We start from the raw sequence: 16,479 nt of genomic DNA, 5'->3' as shown, positions 1-16,479 counted from the left end.
CACGAAGCGAGCGCTCATATGCGTACGATTGGATCGCTTTATGGATAAATCCCCGCCCGGAGGATCGCTTTCTGGATAGTCGATCTCGGTGAGCGAGGTGCGCGAGCTCGGCCGTCGTCTTTCGCATTCTGGACAGCTCGTTTCGTAAAGCGGATCGCGGCTCGACATTCGTCGCGCTCGCGCGATCCGACTGTTAGACGAACTTTCGATGAGGAAGCATCTCTGGCTCGCGGCAGTGCCGTTGGTTCTCGCCGGCGCGATCGCAGCGTGTGGCGGTGACGACACGACTTCCGGCAACGGGACGAACGCGGGCGCCGATGGGGGTGGGCCCGCGAACGATGTGGAGCCGGTCGTGGTTCGAACCATCGAGCGCGATGGTTTCTCCAACGGAAAGCTGACGGACAAGACGCTCGATTGGTTCGTTGGGCTGTCGGCGATCGTGACCGTCGACGGCGTCACGAAGACGATCGCGGGGACCGTCGACCGAGCCACGGGCGTGGGCACCATCGCGGGCGTGCCGCATGTCCCGTTCGTCCTCGAAATGCGCGAGGGAGGAGAGAACGGAGCTCCGTTGGTGATCCGACGCTACCCCTCGAGCGAGCTGCGGAGCGTCCGCCTTGGTCCGAACTACTGGCGGCGGGGAGACACCGTCGCGATGACGTCGGACACGCGGCTCGCGTTGACCATCGACGCCCCCCAAAGTTTCAACGACTCCTCGTTCTGGTGGCTCAGTCCGGAGTCCCAGTTCGCGCGTCGGATGGATTGGGTGGACCCCACAGTGTGGACCTCGCCCAACGAGACCAACGTTCCTGGCAAAGACGCAACATCGGCCACGGATTGGACGGCGGGCGGCGACGCTCTCGTCCAACCCTATGGTGCGGACGCGAGCGGCCTCCCGGTCGCCGCCTCAGGCGACCACCTGTTCTTGCTCCAGAATCAGTGGTCGACCTTCGCTGGACCGCCCGAAACGTCCAACGCCTGGCACAACGCAGAGCTCTCGTCCGTCGTGGGCATGATCGCGTACACCGATGAGACGCTCGCCAACGGGACCGTCAACACCCTCCGCGGAACGCTCGCTTCACCGCCGACGGAGAAGGTGAGCCTCGACTTCCGCGGCTCGACCTTCGCAGCGTTCCGGAATCTCGCGAAGTATCCGCCTGGCGCCTATGCCGCGGCGGAGATCGCGGTGACTCGCGAGGTCGGGCCGGGCCCGGAGCTCTTCGCCGCGACGACCATTCCGTCGTGGGCTCTCTTCTCGAACGGCGAGCCCGACGGCGTGCGCTACGACGATCCCGGTGACCTCGCCGTCACCCTGGATCTCCCGCACTTGCAACTCCCCAACCTTCGCGAGTTCGTCAACACGACCTACACCTGGGGCGTCAAAGTGAACACGCGCGCGGGTGAGGTCCTCTACACGACGGCCTCCACCGTCATGCACCGCAAGACGTCGACGACGATCACCTCCGCGCTCGAGCTCGGCCCGGTCCAGAACCTCACCGTCGGCGATTCTCCGCTCGGCTGGGACGGTCAGGGTGTCGTCCAGGCAGGTGACCTCACCGTCCGTTTCGACGCCCCCGCGCTCGGCACTCCCGAATACTACGTCGTGAAGGCGTCGTTGCTCAGACCGCGAAAAGACTACGAAGGAGACACGTCGTACGGCGTCGCGTACATCACCACGCGCGAGACGAGCGCCGTGATCCCCGCCGACGTCCTTCGACCCGGCTCGATGTACTTCGTGAGCGTCGCCGCCGTCCGTGACGGCTCGGACTTCGCCGAACCGACGGTCGTGAAGAGCGAAGACGCCGTCTCGACGAGCATCTTCTCTCCCCCCTTCGTCGTCCAATAACGCTGGTTCGCGCCCATCTGGCCGGCACCTCGGCGAAGTCTCGAAGGTGTCGGCGTGGAGAGCTTCAGTCCGATCGGCCGCGAGATGATAGGTTGGGTGCGCGATGGATTTCGACGCTGCCCTGGTCGACGAGCTGCGCCGCGTGCACGGCATCCACACCGTCATCCTCTACGGATCGTACGCTCGGGGTGACGCGACCTCGGAGAGCGATATCGACGTCGCGGGGTTCGCCGATACGTCCGAGATCGTCCGCGATGCGCGGATCTGGAACGGACGGTACCTCGACGGGTTCGTTTACCCCACGTCGAAGCTCGTCGCCCCGCCCGTCGAGGAGATGCTGAAGTTTCGTTTCGCGCGCGTCCTCTGCGACGAACGCGACCTCGCGAAGCCCTTCCTCGCCGCCGTCGGCGCGCTCGATCGACAGGGCCCCGCGCCTCTGTCCGAGCCCGAAGCGCGCATGCGGCGCGTCTGGGCGAAGAAGATGCTCGGGCGGATCCGGCGTGACGACATCGAAGGACGCTACCGACGGCACTGGCTTCTCTACCAGCTCCTCGAAGATCACTTCGCGCTTCGTGGCACGTGGTACCGCGGGCCGAAAGAGGCACTGGCAAGCCTACGCGACGAGGCCCCCTCAACGTTCGCCGCCTTCGAGCGCGCGCTCGATCCCGCCTCGCCGCCCGAGGCGCTCGAGGCACTGGTCGAGCACGTCACCGTGGCGAGTGGCTGACGAGGTCGTCATCGTCGCAACCCAGCAGCATGCTCAGGCCATCAGGCTGGCCACCCGCTCCGCCAGCGCCGCGATGGTCATGCTCGGGCCAATGCCGGGCGAGCGGGGGTAGAGCGAGCCGTCCGCGACGTAGAGGCCCGGGTGGCCGAAGACCTGGCCGAGATGATCGGTGAAACCGTCCTCGGCGGTCCTGCCCATCGAACAGCCACCGAGCGGGTGCACCGTGAAGAGGCCGTCGGGATCGCCGCCCGTGAGAAAGGCCGGCCACGTCCGGCGCGGATGATAGGAATGCGCGACGCGCATCAGGGCCGACTCCATCTCGTCGTAGAGCGCCGGGTCGAGCGAGCGTCCAACGCTGGTCGTCAGCCCCACGCCGTCGAAGGCGAGGGTCCCGGTCGAGCCGTCGCGGCCCATGCAGAACAGCATCGTCGAGCGTCGCAGCAGGTTGCGCAAAAGGCCCGGCAGCGGCAGCTCCTGCACCGGAAGACCGACTTCGCCGAGCACGAAGCGCAGGCCGTCGCCGTCGTCGCGGTGAATGCGCGAGAGCGCCCCGAACGACGGGCCATACGAAGAGTCGTGCAGGGCCGTCGTTCGCCAGAGCAAGGCTGCGAAGTCGGCATTGGGCGAGAAGTGCCGGCCGAGCGTCGCCGGCAGGCCGGGCAGGCCGCCGTGGCCGTCGCGGGCATCGAACAGGAGCCGCTGCGTGTTGAGCCCACCGGCGGCGAGCACCAGACGCGGGGCCGATTCCTCGTGCGTCTGTCCCGAGCGATGGTCGCGATAGCGCACCGTGTAGCCGCCGCCCTCGCCACGCGCGATTGCCAGCACTTCGCAGAGCGGACGCAGCTCGGCGCCGTGGCGCAAGGCCCATGGCACGTACGTGAGATCGAGCGTCGTCTTCGAGCCGTCCCGGCAGCCGACGAAGACGTCGCCGGTGAAGGTCGAAGAGCGCTGCTCGACGCCGGCCGCGTTGACGACCGCCTCGGGATGCGCGGGATCACGTCCCCACGCGATGGCGAGGTCGGTGTGCTCGGACGGCGGCAGGCCGGCGTCGGCGACCGCCTGCGCGAAGACGCGATCCTTCTCGGACGGCATGGGTACCGGCTGGGGCCGCAGCATCTCGCGCACACGTTCGAAGTACGGACCCATCTCGGCGGCGGTGATCTCGGGTGGGAAGGCGTCGAAGAAGGCCGCGTCGGGCTGCTCGAGGATGGCCGTGTAAATGTGCGAGCCGCCGCCGACGCCGCTCGCGGTCACCGACGTCAGGTGCTCGAAGAGATGGCCCTCGAGCAGGCCGTCGGCGTTGTAGAGGCGCTCGCGCCTCCGCCCGCGGCGCGCCACGCGCAGGTTGCGCACCAGCTTGCGCGCGCCGAGCGCACCCCGCGGCAGCTCGCGACGATCGCTCTCGGCGCGGTCGCGCTGCAGCGGCCCCCACCACGGTCCGCGCTCGAGAATGAGCGTGCGCAGGCCGCGCTCCGCAAGCCTCGCGGCGCACACCGAGCCCCCAAAACCAGAGCCGACGACGATCACGTCCAAGGTCATTGCTCGAACGCCTCCCGGAGCAGAAACCGTTCCTGCGTCCCGACAACGACCTCAGGCGATCCGCTGGTCAGAATCCGGCCAAGAGCAGCCCTTCGCCGGGCGAGCCTTTTCGGGCTGACGCTTGAACTCGGCGAACGAGACGGCCTGGCTCGCCTCAAATCGCGGTAATAGACGATTGCAAGGAGAACCCCATGATCAAGGTCACCGTGATGTATCCGTACACCGAAGGCGCGCGCTTCGACCACGCCTACTACCGCGACCGGCACATGCCGATGATGAAGGCGTGGCTCGGCAATGCCTGCGCCTACTACACCGTCGAAAAAGGCCTGGCCGGCAGAGCGCCCGGTGCACCGCCCGCCTTCGTGGCGATGTGCGCGTTCATCTGTGATTCGGTCGAAGGCTACCGGGCCGCCATACAGGAGCACTCCGCCGAGATCATGGGCGACATCGCCAACTACACCGACATCGCGCCGGTGATCCAGTTCAGCGAGGTCGTCGTCGAGCGGTCGGATCGTTGAACGTACCGGATCGAGTCTGACGACACCCGGGCGCCATCTCGTCGATGCGCTCCTCGCACGCGGCGCGCGCCGTCATCGCGCGAAAGAATCCGCGGGTCGAGGCCGCGGCGAACGTTCGTGGCTCTTCTCCTCGAAGGACTGCCGCAGGTCCGGAAGACTTGCCGTCAAGACGCTGAACTCTTGTTTCGGAAGACTGAGAACGTCCGTTGGCTCGACGCAGCGAAGGGTCGCGTTGCGCATCCTCTCCTCGAGGAGCGCCGTCTCGCCGAAATACTCGCCCGGCCCAAGGACGGCGACCCGAGACGCGGCGCCAGCCGTCTCTTGCCACACCTCGACGCTCCCGCGGACAATGATGTAGAGGCGATCCCCGACGTCGCCCTGGTGAAAGACCTCCTCGTCCGGCTCGAAATGCTCGCGCGTCACGCCGACGCCGGTATCGAGTCGAAGCTGTACGAGATCGGGCGCCAGGAACAGGTCGAGCATCCACGAGACGGCGACTTTGAGGCGTCGAGCCCATCGCGGAATCTTCATCAAGTAGATTGTCCGCCAGAGGAACCACGCGGCGAATCCCGAGATCTTCACGCCGAGGATCTCGGCAATGGCGGAATGTCGTCCGAGCGCGCCCAGGATGCCGAGTCCCTCGAACGCGAAGACGCGCTTCGGTCCGCCGCGAATGGACGCGACGATGTTTGCGGCGACGACGGACGCCTGGCGCGAGGCGTGTTGGGCCGTTGGGGGCGCAAACCCGTGGTCGGCGGCCGGAACGAGGGCGCAGTCGCCCAATGCCCACACGTTCGTCGCGCCCTCGACGGCCATGGATCGGTCGACCGTGAGCCGACCGTTCTTCGCTTTCGGAAGTGGCAGCGATTCGATCAGCGGGTTCACCGATGCGGGGACGGTCGAGACGAGTGTCTTGGTCCATAGGCGCGTGCCGTCGTCGAGGATCGCCTCGTTGCCTGTGGCAGCCGCGAGCCGGGCGTTCAGCCGTATTTCGACGCCACGCCTCGCCAGAAGCCTCTGCGCAAACAGGGCGAGCTGCTCGTCCACCTCTTGGAGGATGCGGTCCTTCCCATGGATCAACGTTACGCGGATTTCGTCCTGCTCAATGCCGTGAACGCTCTTCGCAACGTGCCGCACGAAGTCGTTGACCTCCGCGGCTACCTCGACGCCAGAGAATCCGCCGCCCGCGACGACGAACGTGAGGAGGCTCCTTCGCAGATCCGCGTCATGTCGCTCGATCGCCGCTTCTTCGAGCGCGCGAATGATGTGATTGCGCAGCTTGATCGCGTCGGCGAGATTCTTGAACGGAAATGCGTGCTCGGGGAGCCCACGCATGCCGCGGAAGTCGGTGACCGTCCCGACGGCGAGGACCAAATGATCCCAATCGAGAACGTGCGGGTGCGGGTGGAAGCCGGTGCTCGTCGTGATCGTGTGGTTCTCGACGTCGATAGCTTCTACCTCGCGCACGTGAAGCTCGGTTTTGGGCACGATGTGGCGAATCGGACTGACGACGTCGAGAAGGCCAATCGTGCCGGAGATGATCTCGGCGAGCATGGGCTGGAAGACGAAGTAGTTTTCTCTGTTGATGAGGACGATCTCGAAGTCGTCTCTCCGCTTCAGCTCTTTCTCCAGATGCCGCGCCGTATAGAGGCCGCCGAATCCGCCGCCGACGATGACGACCCGCTGCTTTCGTGACGCGCAAGCCGTGCCGTTGCTGCGGGTACTCCGCACGAGCGCATCGCTATCGGCAATCATCATGAGCCCTTCCAGCTGGCTGGTGTGCACGAATCCGCTGCAAGAACGCCTCCAATTCACGCGAGGAGCTCTGAAGGGTGCTGGGCTCAACGACGCTCGCTGCGGAGCTCGGCTCTCACGGTTACTCGCCTCGACAGGACAATCATTTCGACGGCGCCACATGGACTCCGTCCCAACCTTCGGGGGGCGGATGCTCTCGCAAGTAGCGACATCGCTCTGCGAGCACCGCACTGGGGGGATCAAGTGCCTCCTGCGGTGCGAGGAGCTCGATTGCAGTCGCAAAGTCGCGTGCGAGATAGACCTCGAACGCCTGCTCGTAGCGTCTCGCTAACTGGCGCTTGGGGATATCGTCGCCGACTCTGCCGAGCAGCTCGTAGACGTCCGTCGCGCGCGTCTTCCCCTTCACCGCAACGCGATCGAGCCGTCGAAACACGAAGGCGTCCTTGGCCTCTTCGACGATTTCCTCGCTCGCCAGCATCACGACACCGTACTGCTTGCACAGCGGCTCGAGGCGGGCCGCGAGATTCACCCCGTCACCGAGGGCCGTGTAGCTGAGCCGGGAATGCGCGCCGAAGTGCCCGACCATCACGCGCGCCTTGTGTATTCCGAACCGTGTTACGAGCGGCGGCAGTCCCCAACGCCGAGACGCATACAGCTTTTGGACGGCATCCATGCATGCGAGCGCCGCGCGGCAAGCCTGCCTTTCGTGTCCGGCCACCGGAGTCGGAGCGTTCCAAATGGCCATCACTGCATCGCCGATGTACTTGTCGATCGTGCCTCCTGTGCTCTCGATCGCCTCGCTCATCGCATCGAGGTAGTCGCCGAGCCGCCGCGCGAGCTCGTCGGGCGAGAGCGTCTCGGAGAGCGACGTGAAGCCTTGGATGTCCGTGAACATCAGGGAGACCTCGAGCAGCTCGCCGCCGAGCTCCGGCTCTCGGTTGGCAACGTAGAGACGGCGAACGAGATCGACCGGGACGTACTTGCCCATCGCACGCACGACGGTCTTCGCGCGCTCGAGCGCTTTCATGACTTCGTCGACGTCTCGAAGGGCGCTGGCATCGTTGCTCGGCGCAAAGTCGAATTGGCGCATGCGCGTGGTCGTCGCGACGACCCTGCCGAGGCCGCGTCGGACAGCGCCGATCGTGACGACCCCAATCGCAAGCACGAGGGCGAGCGCAGCCCCGAACCCGACGATCGACGCGCGCTCGAAGCGCACAAGGTCGTGCGTGTAGTACGATTCGGGCGCGAGGATCGCCGTAAACCAGCCCGAGGTCCCGCCGCTTCCGAGTGGCAGCTCGTGGAGCGTGGCCAGGTATGGCTCGCCGTCGACCATCAGCGTGCCGGATCCGTTCGGGTGGTCCGGATCGAGTGAGGCCACGAGCGGGCTCGCAAGCAACGCGTCGACATCCGGCGGCGGGCGATCCGACACGACGCGCAGCGAATCGTCGAAGGTCGCCAGGTGGTCGTTCGGGGTCACACGCGCTACGAGGTGAACCTGCTTCGAATCGTCATCGGTGTCGACGGCGAGCAGGACGATGCGATGGCCTTCTCGCGGGCCGCCGTCGGCTCCAAGATGTGTGATCGCGTCGAGCTCGTTCGTGAGGAGACCGACGCGCAGCACTCCGACGAATCGCCCCGACTCGTCCTCAACCGCCTTCTGAAGGCTCACGATGACGCGGCGCTCGCTCGTTGGAAGCGCCTGATCAAGCTCGGAGTAGTGAAGATCGCTCCAGATCGCGCGACCGCGGCGCTCACGCGTGGCGAGCACCGTGAAGGTTGGATGATCCGTCGGATCGGCGGCTGCTCCGGCCGTGTGAAGGGGGGCTGCGAAGCGAATACGTTCGGGTCCCTCGGGGCGCGCCGGACGCGTCCGGACGCGCGAGACGAATCCTTCCCCTTCTTTTTGGGTGAGCCGCGTGTCGACATCGCTGGCCCCCGTCCTGAAGACTGCCACTTGCCAGCGGCTCTCCGGCGCCAGCACTGCGTTGCCCGTCGGATCGTACCCGACGAGCGCCGCGTGGGTGAACGTCACCTCTTCGAGATGCGGATCGACGAGCACCCGTGTGAAGAGCGCAGGCTCGATCGCAGAGGGGCGATCGACGCCGATGGCACCCGACGCGATGCCATGCTCCACGTCCTCGAGCGCGCGCCGGGCGCGTTCGAATTCGGCGTCGACGTCGTGTTCGACCTGACGCGCGGTCTCCATGCGTGCTCGCTCGGCGGTGGCGAGGATGGACGCTCGGGACACACGCAACAACGTTGCAAGCGCGGCTACGACCACTATCCCCAACGCAGCGGTCGCGAGCAGGAAGAGTTGAGCGAAGGACCAGCGCTTCACGATGCGAGAACATAGGACCGCCCCTTCGGGGCCGCAGTGCTTTGGCGAGTAGGCATGCCGTCGAGCCGTGCTTCGATGTTTCGCGACACACTCCCTGGACCAGGACTTGCGACTCGATCCGGATGGCGGAGTGCGCATGACCCTGGGGCAAGGTTCACGATCTGAAAAAAGTCGACAGCTTCTTCGCCGAGCTCCACATTCCAGCGCCAGCATTCAACGCCACGCTCGTGTCGTTGACGGAGCTCGTATGCGGCTCGCTCCTGCTGTTGGGGCTGCTCACCCTGTTGGCAGCATTGCCGCTTGTGGTGAGCATGCTCGTCGCTCGCGGGTGCAGGGCCGTTGTCGGCCGATGCATGGATCGCAAGCCGGCTCGACCGTTCGCGAAAGGCCGAAGGGCCACGCGATACCACCAGGCTCATCGGTGTGAGGGCATGAGTTGGACACACAACGACAACGTGCCGACGGAGGACACCATGAAGAACGTGAAAAACATGGCGAGTGTGAGCGGCGCCATCGTAGCGGGCGCCGTAGCTAGTCTGTTCGCGGCGGCTCCGATCGCGAGCGCCCAGACGCCCGGTGGAAAGGTTCACTGCGAAGGCATCAACAGCTGCAAGGGCCAAGGCGCATGCAAGTCGGCGGCAAATGACTGCAAAGGAAAGAACGGCTGCAAAGGGAAAGGCTTTGTCCTGACCGACACGGAGAAGGAGTGCTTGGACAAGGGCGGAAAGCCCGTTCAGCCCGAGCCGAAGAAGTGACCGTGAGCCTCGATCCTCGTGCACCTCGTGCGCCTCGTGCAGCTGAGCCCGTGCGGCCGAGTTCCATTCCCTATCTCGGGCATGGCGTGGGCTTGCGCCCCGTGCACTATGCGCAGGTGCTCGAGGAGCATCCCCCCGTCGATTGGTTCGAGGTGATCTCCGAGAACTTCATGGTCGCGGGAGGAAATCCTCGGCGCGTACTGCGGAAGGTGCGAGAGCGCTACCCCGTGGTGCTCCATGGGGTAGGGCTTTCGCTCGGCTCCGTGGATCCACTGGATGAGGGCTATCTGAGCGCGCTCGAGGAGCTCGCAGCCGACGTCGAGCCGGCGTGGCTCTCCGACCACCTTTGCTGGTCGAGCTTTGGTGGCCATCGCGCGCACGACCTCTGGCCGCTGCCCTACACCGAGGAGGCACTCGATCTCGTCGCCGCTCGGATGACCGTCGTCCAAGAGCGCCTTGGTCGCCGCTTCTTGGTCGAAAACGTCTCCAGCTATCTTCGATATACGCACTCCACACTCTCCGAATGGGAGTTTCTGACGGAGCTATCGAAACGAACGGACTGCTTCCTGCTGCTCGACGTCAACAACGTCCATGTGAGCGCCCACAACCACGGCTTCGACCCACTCGACTTCATTCGCGGCGTCCCCGCCGATCGCGTCGCCCAGATCCATCTGGCCGGCCATAGTGACGAGGGCACACACTTTCTCGACAGTCACGATCGGCCGGTCTGTCAGGACGTCTGGTCCTTGTACGAGGCCGCGATCGCGCGCTTCGGAAGGGTGTCGACGCTGATCGAATGGGACGACTGCATTCCGCCACTCGAGCGCTTGATCGATGAATCCATCCATGCCGCGACCATCGAGCGTGCCATGGTCGGAGGCGCGGGCGCGGAGGCGGCGCACGAGGTCGCGCGTGCCTCGTGACGATGCCTCCCCTCCCGGTCTGCGACACACGCAGGACCTCTTCTACGCGCTCGTGACGGGTGCGAAGGGCGTGGTGCACGAACAGCGGATGCAGGAACCGCAGTTGGGTGAGTTGCAGTCCATCATCGCAGCCGACGAACGACTGTCGGCCGTGGAGCGTCTCGATATCTACGCCACCATGTACTTCTGCCGTCTGCGCGATGTCTTGCGCGAGGACTACCCGAAGCTGAGGGCATGCCTGGGTGATGACGCGTTCGACGACCTGGCCCGAGCCTACTTGAGCGCGTGCCCACCGACTCGAGCATCGGTCCGAGATGTGAGTGAGAAGCTACCAGGCTTCATCGAGGGCAGCCAACGAGGACCAGCGAGCGCCGGACTCTCCGAGCTCGCGGCGCTCGAGCGCGCTCTGATCGAGGTGTTCGACGGCCCCGACACTCGCGTTCTCGAGCTGGAACGACTGAGGGGGATGTCGGCCCAAGATCTCGTGACGCTCCCGTTGTCGTTCGTTCCCAACCACATCGTGCTGCGAGTGGATCACGACGTCGACCGCCTCTGGCGAGCAATCGAGCTCGGCTCTGCCGAAAGCGCGATATGCGAGAAACAGACGACGGTGCTCATCTGGCGCAAGGACCTCGTCAGCTGCTTTCGCGCCGTCGATGCGCTCGAAGCGAGCGCGCTCGATCTTGCCCTGGCCGGCGAAACCTTCGGTGGGGTCTGCGCCTGGCTTTCCGAAGGTCGATCGGTCGACGAGGCGGCACGTATCGCGCACGAGATTCTCGGCCGGTGGGTCACGGATGCCTTGATCGCCAGCGGGCGCTGATCTTCCCACGCTCCGGTGGACGATCATGCCGATCGAAGCTTTGCGATGAGGTCCTCACTGAGGATGGTCTGGAACGCGGCGCGTAGCTCTGCGTTCCGCAGGAGCAGCGCGTGGAGCTCACGCTGGGACCACGATACGGTGCGCACGGGCTCCACCGTCACGACGTCCACGTTCGGCGTCGCGCCCGTGAGAAAGCTCATGTCGCCCACGAAGCATCCCGCCATTAGCTCGCGGATGGGCGCGCCGTTCTGCTCGATGCGCACGCGCCCCGAGGCGAGGACCATGATACGATCGAGCTCCTCGCCACCGCGCACGAGGAGCTTTCCCGCATCGATGCTTTCCCATCGCGCGAGCCTCAGGACCTTGACGAACTCGTGCGGCGTCAAGCTACGAAATGTGTGCTCGTAAAGGCGCATCTCGGCCGGCTCGAGACGCACGGGACGGCGCTCGCGGATAAGAATGCCAATCTGCACGAGGTTGGTCGTCAGGAAGACAGCGTCCCATCCGATGGGCGCCCACAAGGGCGTCGGAAAGGTCGCGTAGTACACGACCAGAATGCTACCGCCGAGGACCGCCAGCACGCGCAGCCACAGGATGTCCTTGACCAGGTACGACAGCAGGTAGAACACGTTGGCGACGTGAATGAAGTTCATCTTCGTTCGCTCCTCCGCCGGGCGTGCCGCTCCTCACACGGGCGCGGCGGAGCCGGCTCGTTCGATCGCCAGACGCAGCGCCGCTTCGACCAGTTCGCTCGCGGGTAGGTAGTCGCAGATGCTGCGGTTTCTTTTGTAGAGACGTACGACGCCGCGCCCGTCGACGAAGAGCACGCCGCCCTGCTGCGTGCGATCTCCCTCGGGCGCGCGATGCGGGAATCCCGCGGCCATGGCGCGCACCGTCCCGACGATGGCGCGCGGGCCTACCGTGGCCCACGCGCTCCGCACGAGACCGAGCGCGCGGTACGCCTCGAGCTCCGGGTCGGTCACGGCCTCGACCGGCGCTCCCGCGAGCGCATGGCGGTCCACGAACGCGACCAGCTCTTCGCGTGTGCCGTTGCCGACGAGGACAGTGTGCACACCCGCGCGCGCCAGCTCGTCCAAGCGCGAGGACAGCTCCGTCACTTGCTGAGCGCAAGAGACACATCCGAACTGACGGAGCAGCACCAGCATGCACGGCCCGTTTTGCCAGAAGGAAGCGAGCTGCACGCGAGCGCCCGCCGCATCGAGCACCGTGGCCTGCGCGACCTCCCGCGGAACGCTCGCGCCTTCGTAGACGTCTGCCATTGCGCCGATGGTACGTATGCTGCTTCGCGAGGACTGGGACAAGTGGCAAAGGTCGTCACCAACTTGGTCGAGCGCATGGAGCGCGTGTTCGCGTCGCTCAGCCGCAACGTTTGGTTCCCAGTGCTGCTCGCGCGCCTTGCGATGGCAGCCGAGTTCGTGACGTCCGGTTGGGGCAAGGTGCACGATCTGCCGAAGCTTGCGCGCGAATTCGAGTCGCTCGGCATTCCGGCGCCAGGCGCGAACGCCGCGGCGACCGCGACGACGGAGCTCGTCGGCGGGCTCTTGCTCCTGGTGGGCCTCGGCACGCGCTTCGCGGCGGCATCGCTCGCCATCGTGATGACGGTGGCGATCCTCACGTCGAGGCTCAAAGAGGTGCACACGGTCGGCGACTTCTTTTATTTGAGCGAGCCGAGCTACTTCGTCATTTTCGTGTGGCTCGTCTTCCAGGGCGGCGGCAAGGCCAGCGTCGATCATCTCATCGCGCAGAAAAGGGCCGAGCGCTCAGCCCCGTAGGAGCGGTGGCCCATCCAACATCGGGGACTGTCGGTGACACCATCCTCGGCGGTCCTGCCCTTCGAACAGCCACCGAGCGGGTGCACCGTGAAGAGACCGTCGGGATCCCCGCCCGTCAGAAAGGCCGCCCACGTCCGGCGCGGCTCATAGGAATGCGCGACGCGCATCAGGGCCGACTCCATCTCGTCGTAGAGCGCCGGGTCGAGCGAGCGCCGAACGTCGAAGAGCGCTGCTCGACGCCGGCCGCGTTGACGACCGCCTCGGGATGCGCGGTATCACGTCCCCACGCGATGGCGAGGTCGGTGTGCTCGGACGGCGGCAGGCCGGCCTCGGCGACCGCCTGCGCGAAGACGCGATCCTTCTCGGACGGCGTGGGTACCGGCTGAGGCCGCAACATCTCGCGCACACGCCCGAACTACGGACCCATCTCGGCGGCGGTGATCTCCGGTGGGAAGGCGTCGAAGAAGGCCGCGTCGGGCTGCTCGAGGATGGCCGTGTAAATGTGCGAGCCGCCGCCGACGCCGCTCGCCGGTCACCGACGTCAGGTGCTCGAAGAGATGGCCCTCGAGCAGGCCGTCAGCGTTGTAGACGCGCTCGCGTCGCCGCCCGCGGCGCGCCACGCGCAGGTTGCACCTCAGGCGATTCGAGAGAACGTGATCGTGTGCTACGGGCAACACGCATGACGTTCAGCAGGAGGACAGCCGTGACGTGGAGCTCGATGTGAAGCGGCTCGATTGCCTTCTCGCCATCGCGCTGTACCGCGGAAGCCGAAGGCTCGTCCTTGCTCGCCATATCGCCATATCGCCGACGAGTTCGACGCGAGCCTCCGGACCGTCTATCGCGACGTTCGCGCGCTCGTCGAAGCCTGCTTTCCCATCCAAGGGAATCCCGGCGACGGATATCGACTCACCCAAACGTCGTACGCGTCGCACCCGCTGGCGAAGAAGGAGCGCTTGCGACCGCTCGCCCTTTCGCCGGAAGAAGCCCAGGCGCTGATGATGGCGGCGCATGCGTTCGGCGCCTCGGCGCGATCGACGACGAGAGGCGCCCTCGTGCGCGCGACGGCGAAGCTCGAAGCGGCGAAGCGGCGCTCGACGCACCGAGCGTTCGCCGAGATCGTTGCGCGCGATCAGCACCTCGCGAAGGGCTTGCTCGGCTCCTGAGAGGGACAAAAAGCAAAAAGCCCGAGAGGAAAAACCTCTCAGGCTTTTTGGAAGAATAATCCCGGCGACGTCCTACTCTCCCACACGGCTACCCGTGCAGTACCATCGGCTCCGAAGAGCTTAACTTCCGAGTTCGGGATGGGATCGGGTGTGGCCTCTTCGAAATCATCACCGGAAACTTGTGGGTGCCTCGAGCGGCGCTAGCGCCTGCTGCGAGTACCGAATTCCGTCGTCCTACCGCACTAGCTTTTTGCGGGGCCGCGGGATTCAGGTTTCACAACCCGAATCCTACGCGTGACACTCGACCTTGATGTGTCGATTCGTTCTTTCGAGACGGCTCGTCATCACCAAGGCGTTCGATGGTTGCCTTAGAGATATGACTAAGCCTCACGACCTATTAGTACCGGTCAGCTCCGCCAATTGCTTGGCTTCCACACCCGGCCTATCAACCTTGTGGTCTACAAGGGGTCTTTAGGGGCTTGCGCCCGGGATACATTGTCTTATGGCCGGCTTCCCGCTTAGATGCTTTCAGCGGTTATCCGTTCCGCACATAGCTACCCGGCTGTGCCACTGGCGTGACAACCGGCTTACTAGGGGTGCGTCCAACCAGGTCCTCTCGTACTATGGTCAGCTCCACTCAAGTATCCTGCGCCCACGGCAGATAGGGACCAAACTGTCTCACGACGTTTTAAACCCAGCTCGCGTACCGCTTTAATCGGCGAACAGCCGAACCCTTGGGACCTGCTCCAGCCCCAGGATGCGATGGGCCGACATCGAGGTGCCAAACCGCGCCGCCGATGTGAACTCTCAGGCGCGATCAGCCTGTTATCCCCAGAGTACCTTTTATCCGATAAGCGATGGCCCTCCCATACAGGACCACCGGATCACTAACGCCTGCTTTCGCACCTGCTCGACCTGTCGGTCTCGCAGTTAAGCTCCCTTGTGCGTTTGCACTCTACGCCTGGTTTCCAATCAGGCTGAGGGAACCTTCGCACGCCTCCGTTACAATTTAGGAGGCGACCGCCCCAGTCAAACTGCCCGCCAGGCAGTGTCCCTCGTCCGGGTCACGGACGCAGGTTAGAATCCCAGATCATCCAGGGTGGTATTTCAACGGTGGCTCCATCGAACCCAGAGGCCCGACTTCAAAGCCTCCCACCTATCCTACGCAGAATGATCCGAGACTCACTGCCAAGTTGCAGTAAAGGTTCATGGGGTCTTTCCGTCTTGCCGCGGGTAGAGGGTATCTTCACCCCCAATACAATTTCGCTGAGTCCCTGGCCGAGACAGCGGAGATGTTGTTATGCCATTCGTGCAGGTCGGAACTTACCCGACAAGGAATTTCGCTACCTTAGGACCGTTATAGTTACGGCCGCCGTTTACTGGGGCTTCGGTTCGGCGCTTCGCTTACGCTGACGCGTCCCCTTAACCTTCCAGCACCGGGCAGGCATCACACCCTATACGTCGTCTTACGACTTAGCAGAGTGCTGTGTTTTTAGTAAACAGTCACAACTCCCGATTCTCTGCGACCTGCCAACGCTTCACGGGTAAACCGTTACACGTAAACAGGCACACCTTCTCCCGAAGTTACGGTGTCAGTTTGCCGAGTTCCTTAGCCAGGGTTCTCTCACGCGCCTTGGTATATTCTACCCACCCACCTGAGTCGGTTTGCAGTACGGTTACTAGAGGGGCTCTGTACGCGGCTTTTCTTGGAAGTGTGGAATCGCCAAGTTGCCAGACCGAAGTCTGACCTCATCACCTCTCGGCCTAATGATTCGCTGTTTGTCCCTCTCGGGTCCTGGCGAATCAGCCTACGGGCTTGAACTGGAACAACCAACTGCCCAGCTTGACCTATCCTACTCCGTCCCCGCTTACTTCAACGCCTTCCCTAGTAGCGCAGGAATATTAACCTGCTTTCCATCACCTACGCCTCTCGGCCTCGGCTTAGGTACCGGCTAACCCATGGGAGGATTATCCTTCCCCAGGAAACCTTGGGCTTACGGCGACCAAGTTTCTCACTTGGTTTATCGCTACTCATGCCTGCATAAGCTCCTCTCAAGTCCGATACCGGTCCTCACGGTCCGGCGTGTATCTACTTGAGAGTACTCCTCTACCACTCCTTGCGGAGTCCGTAGCTTCGGTGCTGACCTTTAGCCCCGTTATATTTTCGGCGCAGGCTCGCTTGACCAGTGAGCTATTACGCTTTCTTTAAAGGATGGCTGCTTCTAAGCCAACCTCCTGGTTGTCAAAGCGTTCCCACATCCTTCGACACTTAGGTCAGACTTTGGGACCTTAGCTGACGATC

15 protein-coding genes, 2 rRNA genes and 1 pseudogene (1 of these 18 running past the window's edge) are annotated in these 16,479 nt (G+C 64.4%); 10 read left to right on the top strand and 8 right to left on the bottom strand.

Translation table 11 applies throughout. The features are described 5' to 3' along the window. Window positions 1-208 precede the first annotated feature (208 nt). Together AKJ09_RS30805 and AKJ09_RS30800 are read left to right on the top strand one after the other, a co-directional pair. Window positions 209-1,846 carry a hypothetical protein gene (locus AKJ09_RS30805; protein ID WP_146651435.1) on the top strand — a complete coding sequence of 546 codons (1,638 nt, stop codon included), beginning with the start codon at window positions 209-211 and terminating at the stop codon, window positions 1,844-1,846. 103 nt (window positions 1,847-1,949) lie between these two features. After that, a complete protein-coding gene (locus tag AKJ09_RS30800; protein WP_146651434.1) occupies window positions 1,950-2,573 on the top strand; it encodes a nucleotidyltransferase domain-containing protein in 624 nt (207 codons plus the stop codon). Window positions 2,574-2,606: 33 nt separating this feature from the next. Here AKJ09_RS30800 and AKJ09_RS30795 read toward each other — a convergent pair whose 3' ends face one another. Then, window positions 2,607-4,112 carry a GMC oxidoreductase gene (locus AKJ09_RS30795; protein WP_146651433.1) on the bottom strand — a complete coding sequence of 502 codons (1,506 nt, stop codon included), beginning with the start codon at window positions 4,110-4,112 and terminating at the stop codon, window positions 2,607-2,609. A 191-nt stretch (window positions 4,113-4,303) separates the two neighbouring features. Between AKJ09_RS30795 and AKJ09_RS30790 the strand changes: the two genes are divergently transcribed. Further along, window positions 4,304-4,630, top strand: coding sequence for an EthD family reductase (locus AKJ09_RS30790; RefSeq protein WP_146651432.1), 327 nt, complete (start codon window positions 4,304-4,306; stop codon window positions 4,628-4,630). Window positions 4,631-4,702: 72 nt separating this feature from the next. On the opposite strand, the gene AKJ09_RS30785 is transcribed toward AKJ09_RS30790, so the two are convergent. Next, window positions 4,703-6,385, bottom strand: coding sequence for an FAD-dependent oxidoreductase (locus tag AKJ09_RS30785; protein ID WP_240488972.1), 1,683 nt, complete (start codon window positions 6,383-6,385; stop codon window positions 4,703-4,705). Between the two features lie 142 nt (window positions 6,386-6,527). Then, the gene (locus AKJ09_RS30780) at window positions 6,528-8,633 is read right to left on the bottom strand and encodes an adenylate/guanylate cyclase domain-containing protein (protein WP_169928005.1); all 2,106 of its coding nucleotides are present in this window, start codon (window positions 8,631-8,633) and stop codon (window positions 6,528-6,530) included. 245 nt (window positions 8,634-8,878) lie between these two features. Here AKJ09_RS30780 and AKJ09_RS56310 point away from each other — a divergent pair. The 4 genes and pseudogenes from AKJ09_RS56310 to AKJ09_RS30760 form a co-directional block, all read left to right on the top strand. Then, window positions 8,879-9,034 (top strand): annotated as a pseudogene (locus tag AKJ09_RS56310) (DoxX family membrane protein); the annotation flags it as partial. 120 nt (window positions 9,035-9,154) lie between these two features. After that, window positions 9,155-9,478 carry a BufA2 family periplasmic bufferin-type metallophore gene (gene bufA2 / locus AKJ09_RS55075; RefSeq protein ID WP_240488638.1) on the top strand — a complete coding sequence of 108 codons (324 nt, stop codon included), beginning with the start codon at window positions 9,155-9,157 and terminating at the stop codon, window positions 9,476-9,478. 50 nt (window positions 9,479-9,528) lie between these two features. Then, entirely contained in the window at window positions 9,529-10,401 is an 873-nt protein-coding gene (gene bufB, locus AKJ09_RS30765) for an MNIO family bufferin maturase (RefSeq protein WP_146655710.1), read from the top strand. Further along, window positions 10,391-11,221 carry an HvfC/BufC N-terminal domain-containing protein gene (locus AKJ09_RS30760; protein WP_169928004.1) on the top strand — a complete coding sequence of 277 codons (831 nt, stop codon included), beginning with the start codon at window positions 10,391-10,393 and terminating at the stop codon, window positions 11,219-11,221. The genes bufB and AKJ09_RS30760 overlap by 11 nt, the downstream gene beginning before the upstream one ends. Before the next feature lie 23 nt (window positions 11,222-11,244). Here the strand turns inward: AKJ09_RS30760 and AKJ09_RS30755 are convergent, their stop codons facing one another. Both AKJ09_RS30755 and AKJ09_RS30750 read right to left on the bottom strand, forming a co-directional pair. Beyond that, window positions 11,245-11,874, bottom strand: a complete 630-nt coding sequence (locus AKJ09_RS30755; RefSeq protein WP_146651428.1) for a cyclic nucleotide-binding domain-containing protein — start codon at window positions 11,872-11,874, stop codon at window positions 11,245-11,247. A 33-nt stretch (window positions 11,875-11,907) separates the two neighbouring features. Continuing rightward, entirely contained in the window at window positions 11,908-12,501 is a 594-nt protein-coding gene (locus AKJ09_RS30750) for a peroxiredoxin-like family protein (protein ID WP_146651427.1), read from the bottom strand. 42 nt (window positions 12,502-12,543) lie between these two features. Between AKJ09_RS30750 and AKJ09_RS30745 the strand changes: the two genes are divergently transcribed. Beyond that, entirely contained in the window at window positions 12,544-13,014 is a 471-nt protein-coding gene (locus tag AKJ09_RS30745) for a DoxX family protein (RefSeq protein ID WP_146651426.1), read from the top strand. Window positions 13,015-13,180: 166 nt separating this feature from the next. On the opposite strand, the gene AKJ09_RS30740 is transcribed toward AKJ09_RS30745, so the two are convergent. After that, window positions 13,181-13,411 carry a hypothetical protein gene (locus tag AKJ09_RS30740; protein ID WP_146651425.1) on the bottom strand — a complete coding sequence of 77 codons (231 nt, stop codon included), beginning with the start codon at window positions 13,409-13,411 and terminating at the stop codon, window positions 13,181-13,183. 103 nt (window positions 13,412-13,514) lie between these two features. On the opposite strand from AKJ09_RS30740, the gene AKJ09_RS30735 reads away from it, so the two are divergent. Further along, window positions 13,515-13,697 carry a hypothetical protein gene (locus AKJ09_RS30735; protein ID WP_146651424.1) on the top strand — a complete coding sequence of 61 codons (183 nt, stop codon included), beginning with the start codon at window positions 13,515-13,517 and terminating at the stop codon, window positions 13,695-13,697. A 51-nt stretch (window positions 13,698-13,748) separates the two neighbouring features. After that, window positions 13,749-14,177 (top strand): helix-turn-helix transcriptional regulator, encoded by a 429-nt coding sequence (locus AKJ09_RS30730; RefSeq protein WP_146651423.1) that lies wholly within the window; start codon window positions 13,749-13,751, stop codon window positions 14,175-14,177. Window positions 14,178-14,236: 59 nt separating this feature from the next. On the opposite strand, the gene rrf is transcribed toward AKJ09_RS30730, so the two are convergent. Beyond that, a 5S ribosomal RNA gene (gene rrf, locus AKJ09_RS30725) occupies window positions 14,237-14,353 on the bottom strand. 200 nt (window positions 14,354-14,553) lie between these two features. Continuing rightward, window positions 14,554-16,479 (bottom strand): 23S ribosomal RNA (locus AKJ09_RS30720); it runs 1,039 nt beyond the window's last position.

Source organism: Labilithrix luteola (assembly GCF_001263205.1).
GTDB classification, from domain to species: Bacteria; Myxococcota_A; Polyangia; order Polyangiales; family Polyangiaceae; genus Labilithrix; species Labilithrix luteola.
This window is presented reverse-complemented; position numbering and strand designations above follow the sequence as displayed.

Coding starts and splice junctions, on each gene's coding strand:
- AKJ09_RS30740 (WP_146651425.1), bottom strand. CDS start 13,411: ATGTTGCGGCCTCAGCCGGTACCCACGCCGTCCGAGAAGGATCGCGTC.
- AKJ09_RS30735 (WP_146651424.1), top strand. CDS start 13,515: ATGTGCGAGCCGCCGCCGACGCCGCTCGCCGGTCACCGACGTCAGGTG.
- AKJ09_RS30795 (WP_146651433.1), bottom strand. CDS start 4,112: ATGACCTTGGACGTGATCGTCGTCGGCTCTGGTTTTGGGGGCTCGGTG.
- AKJ09_RS30800 (WP_146651434.1), top strand. CDS start 1,950: ATGGATTTCGACGCTGCCCTGGTCGACGAGCTGCGCCGCGTGCACGGC.
- bufA2 (WP_240488638.1), top strand. CDS start 9,155: ATGAGTTGGACACACAACGACAACGTGCCGACGGAGGACACCATGAAG.
- AKJ09_RS30750 (WP_146651427.1), bottom strand. CDS start 12,501: ATGGCAGACGTCTACGAAGGCGCGAGCGTTCCGCGGGAGGTCGCGCAG.
- AKJ09_RS30805 (WP_146651435.1), top strand. CDS start 209: ATGAGGAAGCATCTCTGGCTCGCGGCAGTGCCGTTGGTTCTCGCCGGC.
- AKJ09_RS30785 (WP_240488972.1), bottom strand. CDS start 6,385: ATGATTGCCGATAGCGATGCGCTCGTGCGGAGTACCCGCAGCAACGGC.
- AKJ09_RS30755 (WP_146651428.1), bottom strand. CDS start 11,874: ATGAACTTCATTCACGTCGCCAACGTGTTCTACCTGCTGTCGTACCTG.
- AKJ09_RS30790 (WP_146651432.1), top strand. CDS start 4,304: ATGATCAAGGTCACCGTGATGTATCCGTACACCGAAGGCGCGCGCTTC.